This is a genomic window from Vibrio astriarenae, from assembly GCF_010587385.1.
In the GTDB taxonomy this organism is placed as follows: domain Bacteria; phylum Pseudomonadota; class Gammaproteobacteria; order Enterobacterales; family Vibrionaceae; genus Vibrio; species Vibrio astriarenae.
The window spans coordinates 749,254-771,601 of the sequence record NZ_CP047476.1; the positions used below are offsets into that span (position 1 = coordinate 749,254).

Consider the following 22,348-nt stretch of genomic DNA (forward strand, 5'->3'; position numbering starts at 1 on the left):
ATTACAGCCCTTGATTTAAACACCTTTCTTTGTGCACACGCACAACCACACTGACCAGAGTATCCAATAGCGCTGGCGTTTCGCACTGCATCGACTCGATATCTCGAACTAAGTGCTTAGGTCGAACGTTACGCATGGTTTGATGATTAGCCAGAACGAAATGTACCTCTGGCAACTGACCTTTTGTTTGATTTTCAATTACACATGTCATTAAGCCGATAGCTTCTAACTCAGACTCCAAAAAAGTTTGACGTTCGTTGGCATTGTCATGCCATGCGAGATTAATGGCCCTTTGGTTGTGTGGACGCGATGCTGCCCACTCATTGATCAGGCTGGTTGCTTGTTTTTCAATGTAGTGCAATCCACTGCTTAATAGGCCGTTATGCAGCACGTCTTTGTAGATCAGTTGAACTTCCGTTTCGCAGTATTCACTGCGATAGCCCTTGGGAATTTCGCTAATATATCTAGGGTTACGAGTTTGCTCTTCAAGTTTGAGTGCATACTCATCCCACGGTTCAACCGCTAGGTGAGATTGAACACGCCATTGAGGAATGTCGTGACTCAAAAGATCAGGCCAAGCAATAAATTCTCCACCTTCTCGCGCAAGGCAAAGTAAAGAAATAGCGTCATCCCCCGCCCCACGAAACTTCTGTAATTCAGTGAGCAATGCTGTGATAACTTCATCTGTCGCATTCCACCACTGCTCGTTTCTAATATCGTTGTTTTTTTCGTGAAAATACCCTGGTAGAAAATGTTCGTACACGGCTTCTTCATTGGTAAAGGTCATCATCGCGCGCCTCTAGTGCTTAATGGAAATTGACACACTCACTCTAACAAACGTAACCGACGTTTTTCGTCTACGTGTTAAAGTCAGTGAAATGATAATTTTGGAATGACTAAGCCAACTGCATTGCTTAGTTCCTGTTAGAAATTGAAACTTGCAGTGACAGCTCTGTGTCAAGAGACAGAGCCGTCTCTGAATGACTCAAAGTAACTCAGCCATTAACTCTTTTATTGTCGCTACATCATCTTCATTGAAATCAAAAAGTTCCGTGTAGCCATCCATGATCGAACCATCGATGTCTTTAATGTTTCTATCTTCCATCATGTCGTGGATACTCTGCTCTAACTTGTAGCACTCCAACAGCGTAGCACGACCAATCGCGACCTCCTCCCATTGGAACTTTCTATAGCCAGACATTCGCTCAGCAAGAGTGCTGGTTGTTATTCCTACTTTGTAGACGACACGTTCATCTATCGTCATTTTAACGAAGTAAAGTAGGCTTGGTTTGGTCGCTAGCGCCTCATCTCTTGTGAGGATAGTCATATTGTAGCGACCAGTACCAACAAGCTTTTGGTCACCTAACTTAACAGCCTCCTCCAACGACATTCTGTTGAGCCGACTTGACATTAAACCTTTGGGAATACCAAAGTAATCAGAGATTTCGTTAATAGATGTAAACTCCATCCCGTTCCACGTGTACACCGTTGTATTAGGCGCAGGGTCGAGACCGACAATCTGGCGTGGTGTCCAATTATTAGCTCTCCTATTTCTCAACGTCTCTATTTGGATACCGAATTCATCAGCAGCCTCTTGTAAGGTTGCGAACCTTTTATCATCAACAACAAATGTTTTATTTCTGCCTTCCATCATCACGGCTTCTTCAGGCGACCAACCTAAATCGACAATCCTCTGGCGTATTACATGTTGTTTGATTCCAAAATCATCACCAAGTGCCTGATAAGACGAATAAGCCTTTCCATCAACAATCATCGTCGGCACGTTAGCGTAGTTGCTGTTTCTTTCAATCTCCGCTTCGGGAAGTAAAGTCCCATTATCCAGGCGGTGTTTAGATAAAGCTTGGGAGAGTGAAGCTCCCTTTTTTAGGCGTTCACGCAATGTGCCAACCGGAACACCAAACATTTTGGATAACTGTGGTGCTGTGTAGTGTTTGCCGTCTAACTCATAGTGTTTCACTTTGGCAGCGACGGTACGGCCGTCTACTATTGGTTCTTGCCCTAAACACTGGCCAATCGTTAGACCTTTCTTTCGCCGCTTGCGGAAAGTTCCACGGTCAACCCCATATTCACGACATATCTCCTTCACAGAGGTATAAACAATCCCCCCGTATTCGATCGTTTCAGCGCTGGCTGGCACATACTTTTTCTTCGGTTCCTGCATTGCTGGAGGAGTGTAGTCTTTTCTCTCTTTTGGCAGTATCAGTTCATCACCTCTGCGACCACGATTATACCTTTGATACATCGTATTATGATTAACACCGTATTCAGTCGCTATTTCAGGGATAGATAAATACTGTTTACCTTCGATAACCTGCGGTTCAATTTTGATTGACCCACGTCGTTTTTTTTCTGCAACCATTGCTTGGTCAATTTCTAGCCCTTCATTAATACGGTTTTTAAAGGTCGGGAGAGAGCAGTTAATTTCGCTTTGATGAATTCGAAAAAAACTTGCAATACTTGAGTATTTGACGCCATTAAATGTAAAGTTTTTCATTATTATGTTTACTACTTTGTAGTCACTCTGTTATCGTTATTGAATGCATTTGTGAAATGCAGTCTAATTCTTGTTCTTTCATTGACTATTCCGCAAGCTTTATAGTTTAACCTAACGTTCGATTTTATTGTGTCACTTCATAGACTTAAAATGTTACATGAGATGACACATCTATACTACACATACACCAGTACGCTATTCGCTTTGATTTTGTGTCCATACGCTCAATCTAACAAAAAATATGGACGTTTTCCGTCTGTCACCACTTTAAACATTATCCCATTGACTTTAATGTTTTGGGTAAAATCATCTTATAGGTTTGCTGTGTCAAAACGACAATTTGACCGAGATTGGTTTTCGGTTTCCAATCATATCCATTAATATTAATCTGACACATGAAACAGAAAAAACACATCAACCAACACATTCATAGCATGCAGCAACCAAATCACAACATAAAATCACACACCTACAGTGATTCGTCAAAATAAAACTCATTCCTCTTTATCAAGACCTGAAACATGCCATAAAAAACAAAGATGACAAAAGTGACCACTAACAGTATTGCTGGAATAACAAAGTAAAGACCGCAAGACAAAATGGCCTTGTATACACCAACTGGGTTGAAATAAATGAACATCGTAAATCCAATAGCAAACGCAACTGGCGTCATTATGACTAATAGAAAATACCGCAAACAAAGATTAAATTTACCCCCTGTAAATGTGAGCATGTGACAGTATGCCCCAGACAACATATAAAAACATAGAAAAAAAATAACCAGGAATCCCATCAAATCCACCATCCCTGATGCATACCTATATGAAAAACCAAGCATTGTATTATTGATAATATAATTTGCAGTTTCGCCAAAGCCGAAAATTAGCAAAACAATAAACATAAGAGCCAGGACAATAAACAGACTAATAAACACACCAGCAATCTTTCCTAAAATAAAGCTAACTCCATCTACAAAACTCTTCACACAATCACCTATCATTCCCTATTAAACAAACATTTGAAATCACCAACCTCGATATAGAGCCAATTGAATCTATCTCTACCCCGCCCTACTAACAACTAAGAAAAACAACCTTCTAAAACAAGCCAAACACCTTGATAAAATTTCATTTTAACGCAGTAAAACGTATACCAAGCACCATCTATTGCAGCGGCTAATAAATACAGACTCAGTCAAAACAAAATTATCATCTAGCGACTACTTCTCTATTGTTGCCTCTTTTCTTGCCTATGCCTCTTCCGATATCGGCCCTCCCAAAATTATTAAAGTGAGAAACATAAAATAAACAAGAACAAGTTTTTGATCTAAGGCATACTCCATACCTTGCTGGAATGTAATTCCAGAATTAAAGAAAATATGAGTAGAAACGGAATAATACGTTGCCAAGAAGCAAGGGGGTACTAGAAACGTACATATGATGACCATGGGCCAGCGCAACTTTCTTGTCCAATGGACTGCATATATTGATAGTGCGAAGGATATGTAATACCACAAAGCCAACAAACCAAAAAACAATAACCCGTGCGACAGACATATTATAATCGACATGAATTTTGTACCTCTCTCAGAATACTACTCATATGACAGGTACTATATCTATTCATACAGACGAAATATGTCTAATTTAAATGGTACTATATCTAATACATTAGATCGAACACTAAAGGTTAGTTAACATGGATTACAGCAACTATGTCACTTATTATGCCATTATTATTGGTTTTTTCTTTAACTATATTTTTACTGTCACCCCAACGTATCTGTTGACATTCGGGTTCGCTAATATTGTAAGTGAAAGACTAGCAAACTGGATGGATGGCAATGTAAAGATGATCTGTGGGATAATCAACATTATTCCAATATTCATATTCTGGCAAGAATATAAACTGATATCACTAATAGTACTTGATATTACCTCTTCTATAGAATTTATTAATCACGAATCTGTAGATGTAATAATGAGTGCACCTGATATACTGAAACAAAAGAGTAGTGCTTTATTTGTATTATCACACATACTTTCCTTCGTTTACATTACAGCAGTAATCTTAATCTTCTTTGTCTTCGGAGGGATAACCTGGGCTTCAATGAGTAGGCTTATCATACCTCTCATCTTTGTTGCATTGATGTATGTAATTTACTACGCCTATATCATTGGCTATAAGGCCATCTTTACTGCATTTTGCACTGTTATACTCAAACATTTCATTTAACTGACGTTGCCACACCATATTGTCACCACTAAGAAAGAGCCTATGCGCACGCACATGACGCTGCTTTTTGCATCGGCTCACATCACTGGCTTTAAAGTGTTACGTACAGATAGTTTGTGAAGATATCCTGAAAAACGAATGATGCTGCAGTTCTAGAGCGAGCAACTTACTGGACAGGGGCTCACAGTGATTATGAATCCTATGATTACAATTTCGTCTGGACGAAGGCGGAAAGTTCCATCTCTAAACAAACTTTCTTAAGGCTCGAGGTGTCTAGCAGAAACTGCAACTCAAGAATTTTCAAGAGGCAAGGCTATTATTGAAGTAGATCAAGAGACTGATGTAGTTAGAAATCCAAAAGACCATTCTGTTGGTTGTACCTTTTTGTGGTAGAGGCGCACGCTTGGTGGGCGCAGGGTACGTCACCCCCTCTAGTTAACAAGATTCCAGCCCATTAAGGAATCAGAAAAAAACCATACAAGCCAGAAATAAACAACGAGAAAATATGAAAATTTTATAATTAACGTAAAAACAACAAATATTACATCAAGTAAATTTCTCATATCGGTCCCCATTACTACCTCATCAAATTATGACTAAACCTCTCACCACCTTCCCCATGCCTGATGACGTCACCAAGCATGGAAAGAGTTTATGCTCATTCCTTACCAAAATAAGCTTCATTCCATTCTTGACGTCTCCTCCTGTAACTGCCCTTGTTGGACTTCCACTCGTACCCGCCATCATTGAGAACATCTGACTTCATGAACATTCTTTCTAGCTTAACGATTTCTCTATTATTGTTATATCCATAGTAACAACCCAAGAGACAAAACAAACTAGATATTGTTAACACTCCACCACCTATTGTTAACACTCCACCACGTAAAATTAAATATAGACATTTAAAAAAGGCGAATGTAAAAATTGACCATACAGAAAAAGCTATAATCAAATCCATATAGAATAACTTGGTGTCATTTGATGGCCACAACCTATTGACTCTAAAAAGACGCTCACCAAAGTCAATCAACAATTGGACAATCTCTTCAGATAAAATTTGAACTAGGCACAAAACATAATAGATTATAATGAGAATTATGAGATATAGAAAGAAATCAAACATGATACCCCTATTAAATTAAACTTTATTTCAATAAAGCTACAATAGATTACTGTTCGGACGAAATCAGTCTAAACTGAACCTTATTACCAATGTAAGTAATGACGAGAACCTTGTTCTATGTTACCAGCATTACAACGTACCAAAATAATAAACAAGAGTTATGAGACTCACGAGCCATAATGAATAGGTGAACAAATGGCAATTCCTATCATAAGCTGGCAACATAGAACTTATGCTAATCTTCTTCCCTATTCCAAATAAAGCCGCCAGTTCGCAAGGAAATATATACACTACAACTACAATCAAGAAAAATGTATATAAGATCAAGTAAAATAAAGTCATCAGCAAAAATGGCACTAATAGTAATAGTACGTAACATGAAGCTGAAATCACTTGAACTGTATGCTCAAGTACAAACCTCAAGCGAGTTATACAATAAGAAAGTGTTTTCATTTTATTATCTCCGTTCGCAGTTCTGCCTTTCGCATCAAATCGAACACAATCGATACTAGAGTCAGTAAATAGCCACAAGTAACTAAGAGACTTGCAGGCACAGTAAAGTAGTACCCAAAAGAAGAAACAAGCGAATTACCCCGACAAAAATATGACGGTATTAGTATGTAGTAACAAGTACTAACGATACTAGGTAACAATATAAAGCATTCGAAATTGTTAAGGATCTTTCCAAACCATCCTTTGCTGAGCTTTGTGATACTTGATGTCAATACACTAATAAAGTAACAGCCAAAAAATATCACCATCATCGTTATTGACATCAATAGCATTCGATTAAAGTAGGAAAACACCAATGCTATATTACCGTCTACGAGTGGATGAAGTAATTCTATATCTAAGCCAAGAATTACTACGATACCCATACCGCAATAGATCCCAACCCATAATGAGAATACACAGCCTAGAGCCCTTACCAACATACCCTTCTTCCTTGCTGTAACCAAGTTGACCACTTAAATATACAAACGTACTCAAATAATATTATTAACCACAAGATTAATTTATTTATTCAAAGTGATATGATGCCATATCACTCCGCTGCTTTTATTTTTTGTGCAACTTTTCTTCTAAAACCTTAGAGAAAGCCATCATTAATCGAACTTTCTCTGCAAATAAATACTTTTTTCTAATTTTTCGGATTGATAGTCCCACTAAAGCCACATTCGCCACTAAAAGTGGCACTTCAAGAATGTTTAGTGCCCCAAAATAGCAAAGTGATATAAAGATAAAAGTGGGACTAATGACGCCATAAAAGAGATACAGTTTCCACAACCCTACCCTAGGCGATAAAAGCTGTAACCCTTTTTCGACAAGGGCTCGACATTTAATATGTATTAGAATCGTATTCAAACCAAGACTAGATATTGCAGCAACAAAAAGACTGATATTCTCGAATGTAAAAAAGCTCATTATCGTTAGTGCCTTGTCTGATAAGCGTTTTGCATGTCTAGCCGCACCACGTCTACTCGTCCGAAGTATAGCGACTCGAAGTCACTGAACAATCGGTTCGGCTCTGAACTGCACATATCAATAGCCACAAATAGAATCTCTTGTAGTAATTGAATATTGTCACACATCAACATCTTTGGGTTTGCAGATAAGGGTCTTAATGCCAATTCAATCGTTGATTCATGCAGGTGGCGAACATTCCCTCTGTTTTCTCTTTCGATGTAGGCTAGCTCATCTTTAAAACGCTCAAGTGTCTGTTTACTTGCCTCACAACTAAACACGTACTTTTCCAACAAAACAAATAGTTGCTCATTGGTGAGGTGCTTTATTGCTATCCTAATCGCCAAGATCAAAAGATCTTTGATGTCATAATCGTTACCCTCTACATCGTGGGGCGCTTGCTCTAGATCTCGAGCAACGTTTTGTTTGAGTTGGTTTAGTGGCATCTGTCGATGTCTCCTCCATTTTGTTTATTCAGTTCATTTGTAATGATGGCAACTCCATAACTCACAACAAACGTGATGGGGATTACTTTTAGGCAAATGATTAACGCCCATAGCAACTTGTAGTTGTTAACATCGGTTGCAGTCAGTAAGACAACGAAATGAATGGCAAAATCACAGGCGATAGATATGCAAATGACCAGTCCAATATTTACTATCGATGCTATTGGCATTGACAGTGCCACCTCGCTGACCGTTTTAGCAAAACCTATACTGCTACCCCATATCCCTGCAAACTGACTCTTCATAGTGTTCGCTTGCAGGCAAACCAAGTAAGTAAGGCAAACGCTTAAAACGTGAATCACCCCACTAACACCAACTGGATAGCCTTGTGGCATAAAACCGGTGGTACTTTGCCACAAACAGAGCGCTACGAATGGCAGGTATTGCCCCAGTACTGCTCTTTTGAATCTCTGCCTGGCCTCTTCTTCTGCACTAGGTGCTTGTTTTAACCCTATGTACACTAAACCTAAAAGCCCCAGGTATCCGGTTGGCGAAAGGGCTATAACAAAACTAGTGATTAAACTGATAGCGAAGTACTGGGGGTTAGTGAGTAGCGTTAGGGCCTCGTATGGTATTTTGAAGCTTATCGCTGGGCACTTGACGGGCACACTCATCATAAACTTACCCGTGCTGCTCTATAAATTTATCTAGGCAATCATTCAGTTCCTGCTCTAATTGGTATGGAAATACACAGGCATGATCAATCAATATAATTAACCAAAAAGTCAATTGTTCCGAGTATTGGCTCGATTCTCTTGCGATTAGATTTTTAACATGGGTCGTCACTTTTTCGTTTAGTGAAACCTCTTCGATACTTCTAACTAGCGCAAGATATGTGCAGCCAAGTTGGCCTATCGTTATATCATTGACATGCTTCAATACGGTGTTAATTAACGGGTCAAGCACCTGTAGTGGTAAACCTTTCATATTATCTTTGTTTATAACGGTAAATATAGATTCAATTAGATCGCATCTCTTGGTTGAGAAACTATCGTAATCTTCCCTACTCCCGTACAAGTGGAGTACGTCATCAAGATTTGAGCAGCCAGTGACTAACACTTTGATCCAAGCATAAATATCACTGTCACTTAGCGTTAACAAATGTTCCTTTTCTGGGTGCTCTCCAAAATATGTGAGTGTCTTAGCCAATTCATCAATAAAGGCTTCAGGCTCTTTTCGGCGATGTGGTAAAGTATCCGTAATCGAGTGCCAAACTGTCAGTAGTCTTAGGTCATTTTTCAAAGTATGGATTCCTAGGAGTGATAGTTCGCCAATTCACTCATTGCAGTGTAATTAATCAAAGTATGTTCTTTAGGTTACTAGCTTGCTTAGACGAAATCTGTCCGTGTGCAAATTGACTGAAGGTCGCTACTTTAAATCATCATTGCTTGAAATTGATTCACAACGACTGAACTTTTTTGTCTAGGTTAGAGACTCACAACTTTGAGTTTTCGTCGCCCCCTCGATCCTCTCTCATTCTCATTTGTTCGTGTTCTTGAAGGCGCTCCCTAGTAGTGGCTTCACCTTCAATAAAAGCGGTAATAAGAAGAATATGAAAAACCATAAACGGTATCAATATCCACCCCTCCCACATCGTCAACGCATCATAAAACGGTAGTATTCGACCAGCTATCATAGAATTGGATATGTACATATAGCTTATAAAGACTGGAGCAGAGACTGCTGTAGACAGCGTATAAGCTATTGCCAGTGGCAGTCTAATCTTACGAATGTAATGCTTTCGCACGTACTCAGCTAAGAGGTATCCCCCCCGCATTGAATGTTTCACTGCCGCAATAAAAACAATTAACACCCCTATAGGAATTATTACACTATCACTCCCAGCTATTAGCTCCCTCATTGCCATATAACCACATATAAACGCACATATAATAAATAGACTATTCATAGCAATACCACCTAAACTCCTCCTTCTACCTCTCAGAGACAATCATTGAATTCCTTCTCTAACTGGTGCGGCTGTACACAAGCGTGTTCAATCAATATAATTAACCACTGGGTCAGCGTTTCCGAACGCTCTTTCGTTTCTTTCTCAATAAGGTTATCAACATAGCGAACAACGTTGCTACCTAATGAAGCGAAATGAATAATACTTTTTTTCGTAGGGTCATAAGCTATGATTTCCCCTAAAGTTAAATCATAAACATGCCTTGACGCCGCTTTAATGAGCGGCAACAGTACTGAAACTGGAAGACTACCTTCATCATTGCTTGCCACTTGCATGATGCTCTCAATCAAAAAAAACTTTTGACTCGAATAGCGTAGATAACGTCGTTTTGTTCCGTGTAAATAGAGTAATTCTGCAAGGTCGGAATAACCAGCAATTGCGCCTTTTAACCATGCAATAATGTCACTGTCACTAAGCGCTGTTAAAGATGTGTTGTCTGCGTCTTCTCCTAAATAGGTTAGAATTTCAACCACTTTGTCAACAAAGAGTTGAGGTTCCTTATGGCGAAGAGGCAAAGCAGCTACTACCAGGTTCCAAACCATCAAAGGTGTTAGGTTCTTTTGTAAAGGATACCAAGAGAGTTGTTGGCAAAGTAACCCATGTAACCCTTCAGCACTCGACTCTGACTGCTTGATCACAGTCGATAAAATTAAGCTAGGCTCCTGTGCATATCGAACTTCATGACTGTTTTTTGTTGCTTGTTTCACCCGTTCGATCATCACTTCATACATAACACGCTTAGGGTTTGACCCTATATTAAGTATCCCTACATAAGATAGCTCGTACACTTTTGCAAAGCTATCCTGTGGAATTGTATCAATTAAAAGATGTATTACTTCTGAACAACGCTCATAAAATAAAGATTTAGAACCACGGGGAAAAACAATCGTAGGTTCGTAAGAGAGGGCTAGCAGTTCAACTAGGTCATTACATATAGACACTTGTGATAGTGATGCATTATTAACCATAATGTCTTTTGTACCCCATTGTTATCATAGCCATGTAAAATGACATTTTTTATCGTTATAAGTTTAATAAAAGCACCTTTCATTAGGCCATCGGGTTGGTTAATCCCGAGGGGTGCTGAACCTATCAGCAAATGAAGAAGATTAAGGAGACATCTTCACTCGCTCATTCGTGTATGCTCATTTGAAGCGGTATGTGTAAGTTACTAGGATGTTCAGACGAAATCTGTCCAGCCATAAATTAAATCTTAATCTCCAACTAAGCACATCTCGTTGTATGCCAAGAGCAAACCTCGTCGATAAAAATCTCCAACACTTGGTTGTTCTCTATCGGGCACTCTTGTGTTGATGTCAGTCCGTTAACCCTCAAGCTATCTAAGGCATCAATACCATTAAATATAATGGCTCCCCCTTCCTCGTCCTCAACAACAAAGAGCATCGCAGGTAAGCTATTAACTATCTCAACGACACGTTCTGCGTAATCCTCATAGCAATGGGATAGTGAAACGCACCCGCTAACTCCTTGTTCTGTTATGGCGTTATCATCAAGTTTTTTTATCGCTGTAGATAGAATGTAGTCTTTGGCTGGTATAACGCGATTTACGTCAATTATCTGTAAGTTATTCTTGTAGTACATATTCAACTCGTCTTGTTATTTTAAATAGTACTTTAACGAGTTACAGAGACGAATTTTGTCTAAATTTAACTTTGTAACTTGTAAATATTCCCTCTTAAATGTCGGCGAGAAAATAATCAATAATATGAGTCGGTTTTTATACCTTGCGATCAACAACAATTCATAGCTGATAAAGTACATCAATACTGTAGATTATTAGTACATGCTTCCCTTACTTCCTCTTTTCTTGTCTTCACGGATTGCGCCAACTTTTTTGTACGAAGTCACTTACTCTCTTCTGACTCAAACAATGATATGATTCTTATAAAAGCGAAGTAACAGTACAGTGCAGTAAACACTAGGCTCTCGGTGCGATAGCTTAACTGTGGGTAAATTTGCTCTTGATACATAACAAAGCTATACACAACAGGAAGTAACATTACCCCAATAGGCGCTAGCACTAGGGTAAAGAAAAAAATCATAAAAAACTTATTAATATTGAAGTTTTTGATCACTTTTAACGACAATGCATTTATCAGAGCTAGATAGCCTACAAGCCAGATAAAATAAATGAAAGCAGTCAATAAAAGTTTAAAAGCAAAGGAAAGCAAGATCAATACAAAGTTAAAAGCAAAGGAAAGCAAGGTCATTGTGTCCTGTTCATAATCACGATACTAAAAGGTGTTAAAAGGCACACCTACACACATTAGGTGCGCCTTAGTCATTTTTCAGTGGCTTGTCTTATAGATCATGCTTTGTCCAGAGCATAAGGATCGATGCCATCAAGAAGATACTGGAACACACCTTCGTTATCTTCGTCGATGGCAAAATTACAAATCAGCTCAGCTAAAAGTGCTTCATCTTCATAATCATTGTATCCAGGATTATCTCTCTGATGACCAAATTCCTCTAAAAGTAAATTCGAGTTAGTGGCCAAATCTTGCAAGCGATATCCACTGTTTTTGTTTTCAACAAATACCAGCTGTTTTCCTGCACGAAATCTAACAGAACTGTGCGATAAGCACTCATCTAGTCGCGCCTGCAACACCTCGACATCAACTTCAATAAGACTCGCAAGCTCCTCGAAAGAATACTCGTTCTTACGGTGATCTAATGCCATTATTTTCGTTGATTCTTCTTTTAAGCTATCAGTAACCTGTTGTTGTAGAGAAAACGACTGGTTGCCTAGTAGCCAAATCTGACCTTCACGTAACCAATTGACACCAATAGCGACAACGGGTTTTGTATACCCTAAATACTTGGCGTAGGTGGTTAACTGATGACAGTGGTGTTCAAATGCCTCTGCTGACATGACTTCATCCGATTTGTGGTCAATGATGATTAAGCCATCCTCTGTCTCAACTAAACAGTCCACTACGCCACTCACTACTGCACCGCTTTCATGCTTGGCTAGAAATGGAACTTCTGATTGAATATCTCGCGCGCCAAATTGCAGTTGAGCCATCTCTTTAAAACTCGATATTTGCGCGGTGATCTCTGCACACAAGATTTCTTGCTGGGCAATAGCCGGTAACTTGTTCCAAAGTCTCGTTGCGTATTCTGGTTTGCTTAGTAAGACTTGATAACATTGATGCAGCCAAGTACCTACCTCAGCCGAGGAATAGTTTTCTCGGATCGGATTTAGATCCATCGCTGCATTCAGATTTATCTTGTGTTCACGATTAAACTGTTGATTTTGTTTATCAGCTTGCAAGCTATTGGATGCGATTGTTGACGGATTAATCTCGGCTTCCAGTGACTGTGATTGTTCATGCTTGTCCCATGATTTGATGGATTTTGGAATTGGCTCAGGTTCAACACTTGCCGTGTCAACCGGATCTTGTGGCATCGGTGCTTTGGTTACCAATGCGTTCGAGTAATCTAAATCACGAATTAAGCTCAGCATATTATTGGAGCGATTCGGCAGGTCACACCAAGGCAGGATGATCTGCTCTCTTGCTCTTGTTAGTGCCACATAGCAAAGGTTCTTGAGTTGTTTGTCTAAGTCGTCAGCTTGGTCATTATCGAACTTCTCAACAGTCTTGCTGTGTGCAAATTTCGGTACAATGTTGATCCAGGCATCATCAAGCATCGAATCTGCCTGCGTTGATTGCTTGTTATATCTCAACTTAGAGGTTGGATATTTCGCTTCTAGGTCTTCATCAAGCTGCGCGACTACCACAATTGGCCATTCCAGGCCTTTTGACTTATGCCATGTCACTAAATTCACGGCATTCTTATTATCATTGTCCACGTTGGGCAGTACCGATAAACTTTCTTTGTTTACCGTCAGCCAAAGTAGGAAACTCGATAGACTGCGGCCATATACTCCCTGAGATTGCAGTGTCTCGGAGTGCGTTTGTTCAAACTCTTCTGCCAGTCCAGCCAGTTTTAGAATATTCGCGTGTCGCTGTTTTTCTTGGTGAGCTCCCGCCGCAACTGTCCCAATCAAACCTAGTGTCTGAGCGCACTGTGTTACTAATTGACACGTTGAAGCATGTCGAAATTGATCTTGTACTTCAATCAAACGATCTAACGCATCAGATTGTAAACCAGTGTTATTTTCTTCACGCTCAATCACATCTTGTAGCGATTTCTCTAAACTTGCTTCCTTACTATAAACTTTGAGGCTGAGTTTAGCTTCTCGATCATTAGGGTTCGCAAGGTAATTGAGTGCGCTCATCAAGTAACGCACTTCCCATTGACTGAACCAGTCGTTGTCACCACTCTTTCCTTGTTGATCTCGCTTGTAAAGAAGACCACGCGAGTCTAGAGCATTCGCAAACTTATCCAGATGTGCATGCGTTTTTGCCAACACAGCAATATCGCTTGGTCGAATCGCTCTTGGTTGTTTTGTATACCGGTCTATCACTTCAACCTGGTTATCTAGCAGCTCTTTGATGTGGTCGGCTACGGCATTTGGGTAATGCTTCTGAAACTTCTGTTGGCTAAGCTCTCCCTTAGCTGTGCACCACTCAGAGGAACTAAACTCTAACTTATGTACCCCCTTGAGCGACGACTGAAGGCCCGATTTTGCAGTTAATGAATGATACTGATCTGGAAAAAGTGTATGACCAAGTTGATTTACAAACGTCATCACATCTGATGCACTCCGCCAGTTGTTGGTCAACTCCTTTACGCAATTTGGATACTGCTCTAGAAGTGAGGCGTATAGATGACTATCCGAACCCTGAAAGCCCATGATCGATTGCTTCAAATCGCCAACAATTAAGGTGTGTAGCCCCGCTTTGCTCACTTTCCAAAGGAGGTCAAATTGCTGCGGATTGGTATCTTGAAATTCATCGATAATCAAGCAATCGTACTTATTTGCGATTTCTTCAAGCCACTGCTTATCAGATAGTAGTGTGTTAGCAGTGCTTACCATGTCAGTATAATCAATCAAGCTACTTTGCGCTTTGAGGGACTGATAGTTTTGCAATGCTTCATTCGCACCGTTAAGCAAAATTTCCACCGTTTCCAATGCCGTTCTCAGTGGCCCTTTGTGATACGCCAACTTATCGACTGCCGACCACACATCAAAAGCAAGCTGACCATCATTTTTCTCATTCGGTTGATAGTCTCCGCCTGCTTTCTTCATAATTTTTGATGCAGATGATAAACGCTCAAGCTTTAGCCAGAACTTCCAATCGCGACTAATTAACTCCGGTGTTGCTTGGTATAACGCTTCAACAAATAGTGAAACTTTTTGTGTTGCTCCCCAAAGAGCAAGCAGTTCCTTTTTCTCGTACTTGCTTGTAATTGCACGCACTGAATCCAAAAGTCCTTGGTTAAGTACATCCTCTTTAGTGGATTGCGCTTGGTAAACGTCACTTAGCCCACTCGATGCCTGCTCAATTAGGCGTTGAACCAGCGCCTCATTTTTCTCTTGCGGCAGCCTCTGAAGTAAATCAAACACCGCTTTAACGTGCTCTTGCAACTTGCGAACACGAACATCACCCTCAGCGTTTCCGCTCCACCCTGCTTCATACCCACGCAACTCAAGGCTATCAAGGATTGGATCAATCACTCGAACATCATTTAACGCTAAGCTAATCAGGACTTTCTGTTCGTTCTCTGAAAGCTGCCTCGGTTTTGCCGATAAGCCCTGCTCATAACTAAATCGCTCCAATATGCTCAGACCGAAACTATGAATTGTCGAAATCTGCGCCTGTTCGATTTGATCTGCCGCGGCGTATAACCCTTTCTCAATCAGGGCTTGCTTAATTCGGTCCTTCATCTCTTGGGCTGCTGCTTCGGTAAACGTAACGGCCAAAATTTTGTTAGGCTGTACATGACCTTGCTCGATCCACTCCACCAATGTTTGTTGGATCTGGTAGGTTTTTCCTGCCCCTGCTCCCGCTTTAATCAGCGTTAGCGGTGCAAAATCTGTCATAGCGTTATTGGTCATGTGTTTGTTCACCCGAGTCTTGTTGTTTTAGTATGTGCGCTTTGAGTAGTGGTTTTTCTTCCAGCCAATAGTTGAGATCTTTGTGTCCTCGTACACCCCAAAGCTTGATATCACCCTCTTGGTTTAAGCTGACAGTTCCTTCTTTGAGTTCGCCAATACGAGAGCTAATCATTTCCTCTGCCTTTTGAGTGGAGGACGCAATACCATCTTTGTACTTTGGTTCTATGTTCGACAGCAAAGCAGACTTGCTTTCAACAGGATAGTTAGACACTATTTTTTGTGCTTTTGATGAATAGTAACCACTAACGTATTTACCAACGTTATTCTTTGATGTCTGCTTTACCATCTCTGTATACAGTTGGGTTTGAATGTCATAGCCAGTATTGATACGTTCTGAGATCCCATCGGGGCCGCTGGTTTTATAATCCAAAATTAGCGTGGTATCACCCTTAGCAAACAACGCATCAACAGTGCCTTTAATCGGCAGGTCAAAATACTGCCCGGTTAGTTTCTGTTCCTGAGCAATACTTTGCCAACCCTCCACATCACACCAATCGACCAATGCCTCAAGAGCACGTCTGGTGTCCGATTTAAGTGAGGCTTTTTCGAGGCGCCATTGAGAACGATTTAGAAAAGGAGCTTCAAGTTCAACAGCACGATCAAAGAGGGCTTCAAAATGTTGTAAGTTGAAGGGTGAATCAGGATCAAAGTGATGCTCAAAAACACTATGCACAACGAGTCCTTTAATACGTGGCGTAAACTGCTCCGACTCCCAAGCTAAAGAGCGAATGTTTTGCTTATCAAGTAACCAAGCGAGCGGAGAAACCATCATTCGTATCAAACTGGTTGGTGATTCAGGTCTAAGTTCTCCGTACTTATCCGTATGAATAGATAGCAAGTCCTTACCAAATTGGAACGCTTCTGGTAGTACTTCGTTTGTTGTCTTGCACTGTTCAACAGCCACTGCTTGATAGGTAAGAAAAGGAACAGTTGTAGGCTGATGCTTTATAGCCTGAATCAGGCGGTCAGGTTCGATATTACTCCCACCTTGTAGCAAGATAGCCAACTCAAACAGCGTCGAACTTGGCTGCATTAGGTCACCAACAAGAGTTTGCTCTGAGAGACTAATGTGAACGCCACCAGAAACACCAACAAACAGCCGTTTCAGTCTCTCGGTTGCCTGAACATTTTTTAATAATGGTGTGAATAAGTCTAATGTTGGTTGAGAAAGTCGATATGAATCTGATGTATCGATGCTCGGTACAATCGCTTGCGAAATATTGAACCACTGATCAAGTTGGAACACACCAGGAACTTGGGGTTTAACCTCAAAAGCCCCTTTGTTAAAGCCTAGTACGAATAAGTGTTCAACTGGCTTTATGAGCATATCTTGCTCTGACAACAACAGGACGCTATTTAGAAGCCAACGACTCTCGCACTCAACTTGTACCACCTGTGGGTCGAGATGTTTAGAAACACTGGCAATCTGTTCATCATTAACTGCGCCTGAGACCGACAATTTGATTGAGTCCAATTGCTTGTTGAATGTGCTTTGATTGTAGTGTCCTCTCACACGGAGTAATGACGAGATAGTCTCCAACCACTCAACAAGATTTATCGAGTGGCTAAGTGGTGAAAACACTAGCTTTAGCAGCTCAAGAACATTGTCATCGACATGTTGATTGTACTCTGGGTTATCAAGATATTTCTTGTTCGACAAGTACGAACGATACTGTTTCTGACCAAAAGCAACCGACCACGGCATCACAGGGTTAACTAACAGGCTTGCATATTGAATAGCAGCGACCTGCCCTTCTGATTGCTTCTTAGCTAGATACAGTTCAATCAACTCTTTTAACAGTAATACATCCCACTGATATTCATACTTCGCAGCACTCAAGCTTGAGAAAGGGATGCCAGAATCCACCAGCATACTTTGCAGCAATTGACGGTGGTGGCTGTTTTTTGGCAGCACTACAGCGATATCACTTTGTGCGGTAGGATTTTCATCTAAGACCGCATGTAATCGCGAGATTAACACTTGGCACTCTTCAAGCTCATCACGTGCACTGATGATGGAAAGATCATCGTTAGAGAGTGCCAAATGCTCTTGGCTCGATGAGCTATATAGACTTTCACCGAGACGCTTAATAGCCTGATTTTGTGATGATTGATTATATAAATCATCTATACGCTGCTGAACTTTAGACAATACTTGTTGCTCAGTTGGGCAATGATTTTTTGCGTTACAGAGGTGAATCGCATCCTGTAGCCATGGTTCTAGAAGCATACCCTGAGGGACAATAATATTAAATGCAGTGAGTGATTCATGCTTCTCAAGCTCACTCAACCACGCTTTAGCAAACTGTTGATCATTGGGACGGATATGACCCATTACCTCACAAAGCGTATTTAAGTCTCTCCAGTACTTGGTCGTTCTATCGCAAAGACTCTGGGCTATTTGGTCACCAAATGAAATGTTTTCAAAATGCGAAGTTACCGGCAATTGCCTATAAACATGCCTTAACGTTTCACTAAGATCTCGCACCGTTGTAACTTCATCGACAACGAGACTTTTCGCCCAAAATGCATCTTCAACTTGATAAGCGGCATTTTTAACCGCCTCATCAAATTGATCACGAGCATCATGTTCAAAATCCAACAACCATAACTCTGCAACCTGCTCAAAAAGCGCAACACTGGTACCAACTTTGACGTTGACGCATCCATCTTCAGCCAAATACTGACGACATTGACGGCTGCTTAATGCGTCAGGCATTAATACAAAATACATCCTAACCTTCTAATTATATTAATATTTTTAGGCTACTATACTATGATTACATAACAACATAACCAATAGAAATAAACTGTTACACCTTGTACGTTTGCTTAACCAACTAGCATCTACTTGTATACGGTGTATTTTCAGTCACGCTATATACAGAGCACTTAAATTGACGTCCACCTTCTGCCGACACCAAGTTAAAAAGAACTTCTTTTGTTTTTAAATAAACACCGTCAATAGGGACGTAGCCATGATTCGGATCCATTGAATCTAATGCGTAACCTCTGTTGTCTCCGAGCGTAAAGAGGTGGTTCTCAGGGACGAGCCACTCTGGATAGGAGTTCATTAATAACGGACTATCTTTTCGGTATTGCACATGATATTCGACATCTTCGAACTTCTCTCTAAAAAACACATAAGTATCGTTCTCGCCAACAACTTTATCAAATACCGGATTACCGTTGATGAATAACTTCCCTTTATCAAGAAGAACAGTGTCACCAGGCAAACCAACGACTCTTTTGGTGTTGCCTTCTATCTCTTGTTCATCGACGACAACTTGATAAGCAACAACATCACCATATTTCGGCAGATAAGTCCCCCTGTCGATCATTTGATCTTTTGTAAATGAGGTATTTTTAATCGTTGGCGCCATGCTCTCTCCCACGCCTTTTCGTACTGTTTCGTTTGATTTAAAGTGCACAAATAACAAACACAGCCACAATGGAATAGAGGTTAAGAGTGTCATTGCTAGTCTAACAAATTTACTATTCATTTTTTTCCCTTACTAATCATGATACTCATCTGCCAAAACGACAAAACAGACATTGGCCGCCAAAAAACTAATGTAGACCTTCCCAAGACCGAAAATTACACCCCAATAGCCACTAACTTCGCCCGAAAGAATACTTGAAACAAGACCCCCGTATTGAAATAATCCTGTCGTGAAAAGTCCCAATACCGCTAATAGAATTAGCATTAGGAAACCATCATAATTTTCCATTCAAACCTCAACTTAGAAAAAGAAACACAATAGGAAGAATCAAAACCAGGCTAGTAATCTTGATTAGTCTCGACCAAGGAAAAAAACAATCTGCCACCCGCCTTTTTTCTTGCACGTAATACAACTCGCTCTGTAGCAATTTTTTAAGTAACTTCATACATTGTCCTTTAGTAGTTTTTTATTTTTCTTCCACTATAAATAATCTCATCGACATTTTCCGTCCGATATCAATTTCATCAACTCTTTATTACGTCACTTGACCACCGAATATCATCTGATAATTTCGGCTAAGTGATTAGTTGCCTGTTCGGGCCAACGCAGTAACCTATTTATAGCGTTTAGTGTGTCACTTACGCGGCGTAAGTTGACATTGAACGCTGAAGTGAACGGATCACATCATCACGAATATGCTGAGGAGATAAAATTTCGACATGACTTGCGTTTGTCATTAGCCACTCTTTAAACGCTAAGCAATCACGTGCTTTTGCCTTCAACACATAGTGACTCTGATCTTCTGACTCGACCCATTGGCACGCACTCAGTTTGTACTCGTCAACAAACTTGTTTAAGCCTTGATAGTTCTTTTTCATTTTCAAAGTCACTTCGGACTCTAACCCACCATTAAAATACTTGCCTGCAGAGGATGCGAGGTAATCTTCTAATACGAACTCCTCTGTTGCCTTCATTGCAAAGTGTTGTTTGTTGTGAACTTCAGAATGACTCATTCTGTGTACAGCATAAGTGCGGTACTCATCGGTCATACCTTTAGTAGCAGCGCCCGATTTTAGACGTTCATACCCCACTAAGAAGAAAGTCTTTCCGTACACAAACAGGCCATAAGGATCTACTTTGCGCTTTGCGCCAGAGTATTCAAAAGTGATTGGTTTACCTGATTCCAATGCAGTTTCAACGTTTTTCAACACCGTCTTGTCGATTTCTGGTGCGATAGTTTGATATCCAGCATCTTTTAGAGCGTAAAGTGTTTGTACCTGTCTAGGCTTTGATTCAGAGAATAGCGGGAAAACGTCCAAAAGAATTTGTTGCTTGCTTGGTGGCATTTTGTCTTTCAGGTTTTCGCTAGCCAGCATAATCACTTCTCTTGAATCACTAAGTGATGCGCTGAGAGGCAGTTGCTTTTGGTCTTTTACTTTGTAAACCGCATCCATACCTGTACCACTACGCACCATAATATCCACTTGGTCTCTTGGGGCGTCACCACAGTCACCATGATAATGATAGATCCCTTCTAGGATTCGCTGGGCCCATTTGAAATCACTTTCTTTACTTGATCCATCGCGATTATAAAATGCTTGCTCTTTCACATTAGCTAAAAACTCACGAGGGGTTAGTCCCTCTTTCCGTTCTGTTAGCAAATTAATGCAGTGTTGATGACAGTAATAGTTTTCAATAGATTTTGCAGACATAGCCGACTCCTACGTTGTTAGTTTGCCTCTCAGTTTCTTTGCTCTGAGTGCTTTTTATCTGTGTTATTCGATAAGGAAATTGCTTTATCAATGGATTATTCATTGTTAGGATATCTAGCAATTTCAATCACATGTCGCTCGATGTGTTCCATCATACCTAGGTCGTACTAACCAACCTTTCGCACCCTGTACGAAAAACGAGCAATCAACCATATTTACAGAATTTTCTAACCTCAGACCCATGACTACTAAAATTGCGCGCTACCACAAACTACTAGAAAGTATCCCTTGTCATCCCAAAGAGATAACGACAACCAGGCTACGTCAGATCCTTGAAGAGCATATGCTCTTCAACGACAACGATAACGAAAAATCGAACACTCGGACTATCCAGGGTTTACTCAAAGAGATTGTGAACATGCATTCCGACGTAGAAGTCGTAGAACTGCCACAAGGTAACGTTTATAAGATTAGGGAGGGTCAAGCACACCCCTTCTGTGTTGACAATTTCTCATCTACTTTGGTACTACAACTAATCGAAGAGCATATTCAAACTATGCTTCCCCCAACGTTGCACAAAGAAACAATAGGACTCTTCAATCAAGTCAATAACAAGAAGAACATCCGATATGACTTGTGGAAAAAGCACTTTTGCTTTGCCTCAACAGAGTTTCAACTTGTCCCTTCACTCATAGACAGTGATATGTTTTCTAAGATCGAAGATGCCATTCAGCGCGATCGTGATCTTACTATTGAGTATATGCCTAACAGAGAACGGCAACTTAAACAGTACCACTTAACTCCTAAAGGTATTGTTCTCAACGGGTCTGATACTTATGTTGTGGGCTATAGCCACACCTCTGGAGGCTATCGCAATTTCGCGTTTCATAGAATTAACTCAATCGATAGCCATTTCCGCACTCCTGGCTCTTATCAAAATGATCAATTCTGTTTACGTACCTATGTAGAAAATGACCGCCTCTTCGGTGGTGATGAGGTTGAGCTGACACTTAAAATCAACCGCGCTAATGGCTTTCATTTTTTGCAAAACAAACAAATTGGTGAAAACCAACGCATCATTGAGGAACATGACGAGCATGTCATTATTAAAGTTAAAGTGAGGAACAGCTTCGACCTCTCACGCTGGTTGACTAAGCATGCCGATGTTATTCAAGTTCTGGCACCCGAGAGCATTAGAAGGCGCGTAGTTTATTCTCTAAACTCTGCCCTAAAGCAATATGAAGAGCTAGAGGCTGTATAAGTCATCACAGTAGGTCAGTTAGAAGACGATTTGATTTCCTTCTAACTGACTTCCGTCACATCACAACA

The 22,348-nt window shown here is 40.4% G+C and carries 15 protein-coding genes; 1 reads left to right on the top strand and 14 read right to left on the bottom strand.

The features are described 5' to 3' along the window. Position 1: 1 nt before the first annotated feature. The 14 genes from GT360_RS17750 to GT360_RS17815 form a co-directional block, all read right to left on the bottom strand. On the bottom strand, positions 2–790 hold the full coding sequence (locus GT360_RS17750) for a hypothetical protein (RefSeq protein ID WP_164650288.1): 789 nt from the start codon (positions 788–790) through the stop codon (positions 2–4). 195 nt (positions 791–985) lie between these two features. Continuing rightward, complete coding sequence (locus GT360_RS17755) at positions 986–2,515, bottom strand: GIY-YIG nuclease family protein (protein ID WP_164650289.1); 1,530 nt, start codon at positions 2,513–2,515, stop codon at positions 986–988. Positions 2,516–2,984: 469 nt separating this feature from the next. After that, entirely contained in the window at positions 2,985–3,500 is a 516-nt protein-coding gene (locus tag GT360_RS17760) for a hypothetical protein (protein WP_164650290.1), read from the bottom strand. Positions 3,501–6,935: 3,435 nt separating this feature from the next. Next, on the bottom strand, positions 6,936–7,301 hold the full coding sequence (locus GT360_RS17765; protein WP_164650291.1) for a hypothetical protein: 366 nt from the start codon (positions 7,299–7,301) through the stop codon (positions 6,936–6,938). 5 nt (positions 7,302–7,306) lie between these two features. After that, on the bottom strand, positions 7,307–7,786 hold the full coding sequence (locus GT360_RS17770) for a hypothetical protein (protein WP_164650292.1): 480 nt from the start codon (positions 7,784–7,786) through the stop codon (positions 7,307–7,309). Beyond that, positions 7,777–8,463, bottom strand: coding sequence for a hypothetical protein (locus GT360_RS17775; RefSeq protein ID WP_164650293.1), 687 nt, complete (start codon positions 8,461–8,463; stop codon positions 7,777–7,779). The genes GT360_RS17770 and GT360_RS17775 overlap by 10 nt, the downstream gene beginning before the upstream one ends. 4 nt (positions 8,464–8,467) lie before the next feature. Then, positions 8,468–9,088 (bottom strand): hypothetical protein, encoded by a 621-nt coding sequence (locus tag GT360_RS17780; RefSeq protein WP_164650294.1) that lies wholly within the window; start codon positions 9,086–9,088, stop codon positions 8,468–8,470. Positions 9,089–9,787: 699 nt separating this feature from the next. Beyond that, positions 9,788–10,783 (bottom strand): hypothetical protein, encoded by a 996-nt coding sequence (locus tag GT360_RS17785; RefSeq protein WP_164650295.1) that lies wholly within the window; start codon positions 10,781–10,783, stop codon positions 9,788–9,790. Positions 10,784–11,039: 256 nt separating this feature from the next. Further along, positions 11,040–11,417 carry a hypothetical protein gene (locus GT360_RS17790; protein ID WP_164650296.1) on the bottom strand — a complete coding sequence of 126 codons (378 nt, stop codon included), beginning with the start codon at positions 11,415–11,417 and terminating at the stop codon, positions 11,040–11,042. 727 nt (positions 11,418–12,144) lie between these two features. Next, complete coding sequence (locus tag GT360_RS17795; protein WP_164650297.1) at positions 12,145–15,804, bottom strand: UvrD-helicase domain-containing protein; 3,660 nt, start codon at positions 15,802–15,804, stop codon at positions 12,145–12,147. Further along, the gene (locus GT360_RS17800) at positions 15,794–18,598 is read right to left on the bottom strand and encodes a PD-(D/E)XK nuclease family protein (protein WP_164650298.1); all 2,805 of its coding nucleotides are present in this window, start codon (positions 18,596–18,598) and stop codon (positions 15,794–15,796) included. Before GT360_RS17800 ends, GT360_RS17795 begins: the two co-directional genes overlap by 11 nt. 106 nt (positions 18,599–18,704) lie before the next feature. Then, the gene (lepB, locus tag GT360_RS17805) at positions 18,705–19,367 is read right to left on the bottom strand and encodes a signal peptidase I (RefSeq protein WP_164650299.1); all 663 of its coding nucleotides are present in this window, start codon (positions 19,365–19,367) and stop codon (positions 18,705–18,707) included. Between the two features lie 12 nt (positions 19,368–19,379). Continuing rightward, entirely contained in the window at positions 19,380–19,595 is a 216-nt protein-coding gene (locus GT360_RS17810) for a hypothetical protein (protein WP_164650300.1), read from the bottom strand. Between the two features lie 350 nt (positions 19,596–19,945). Next, a complete protein-coding gene (locus GT360_RS17815; RefSeq protein WP_164650301.1) occupies positions 19,946–21,019 on the bottom strand; it encodes a WYL domain-containing protein in 1,074 nt (357 codons plus the stop codon). Between the two features lie 241 nt (positions 21,020–21,260). Between GT360_RS17815 and GT360_RS17820 the strand changes: the two genes are divergently transcribed. After that, on the top strand, positions 21,261–22,280 hold the full coding sequence (locus tag GT360_RS17820; protein WP_164650302.1) for a helix-turn-helix transcriptional regulator: 1,020 nt from the start codon (positions 21,261–21,263) through the stop codon (positions 22,278–22,280). Positions 22,281–22,348 lie beyond the last annotated feature (68 nt).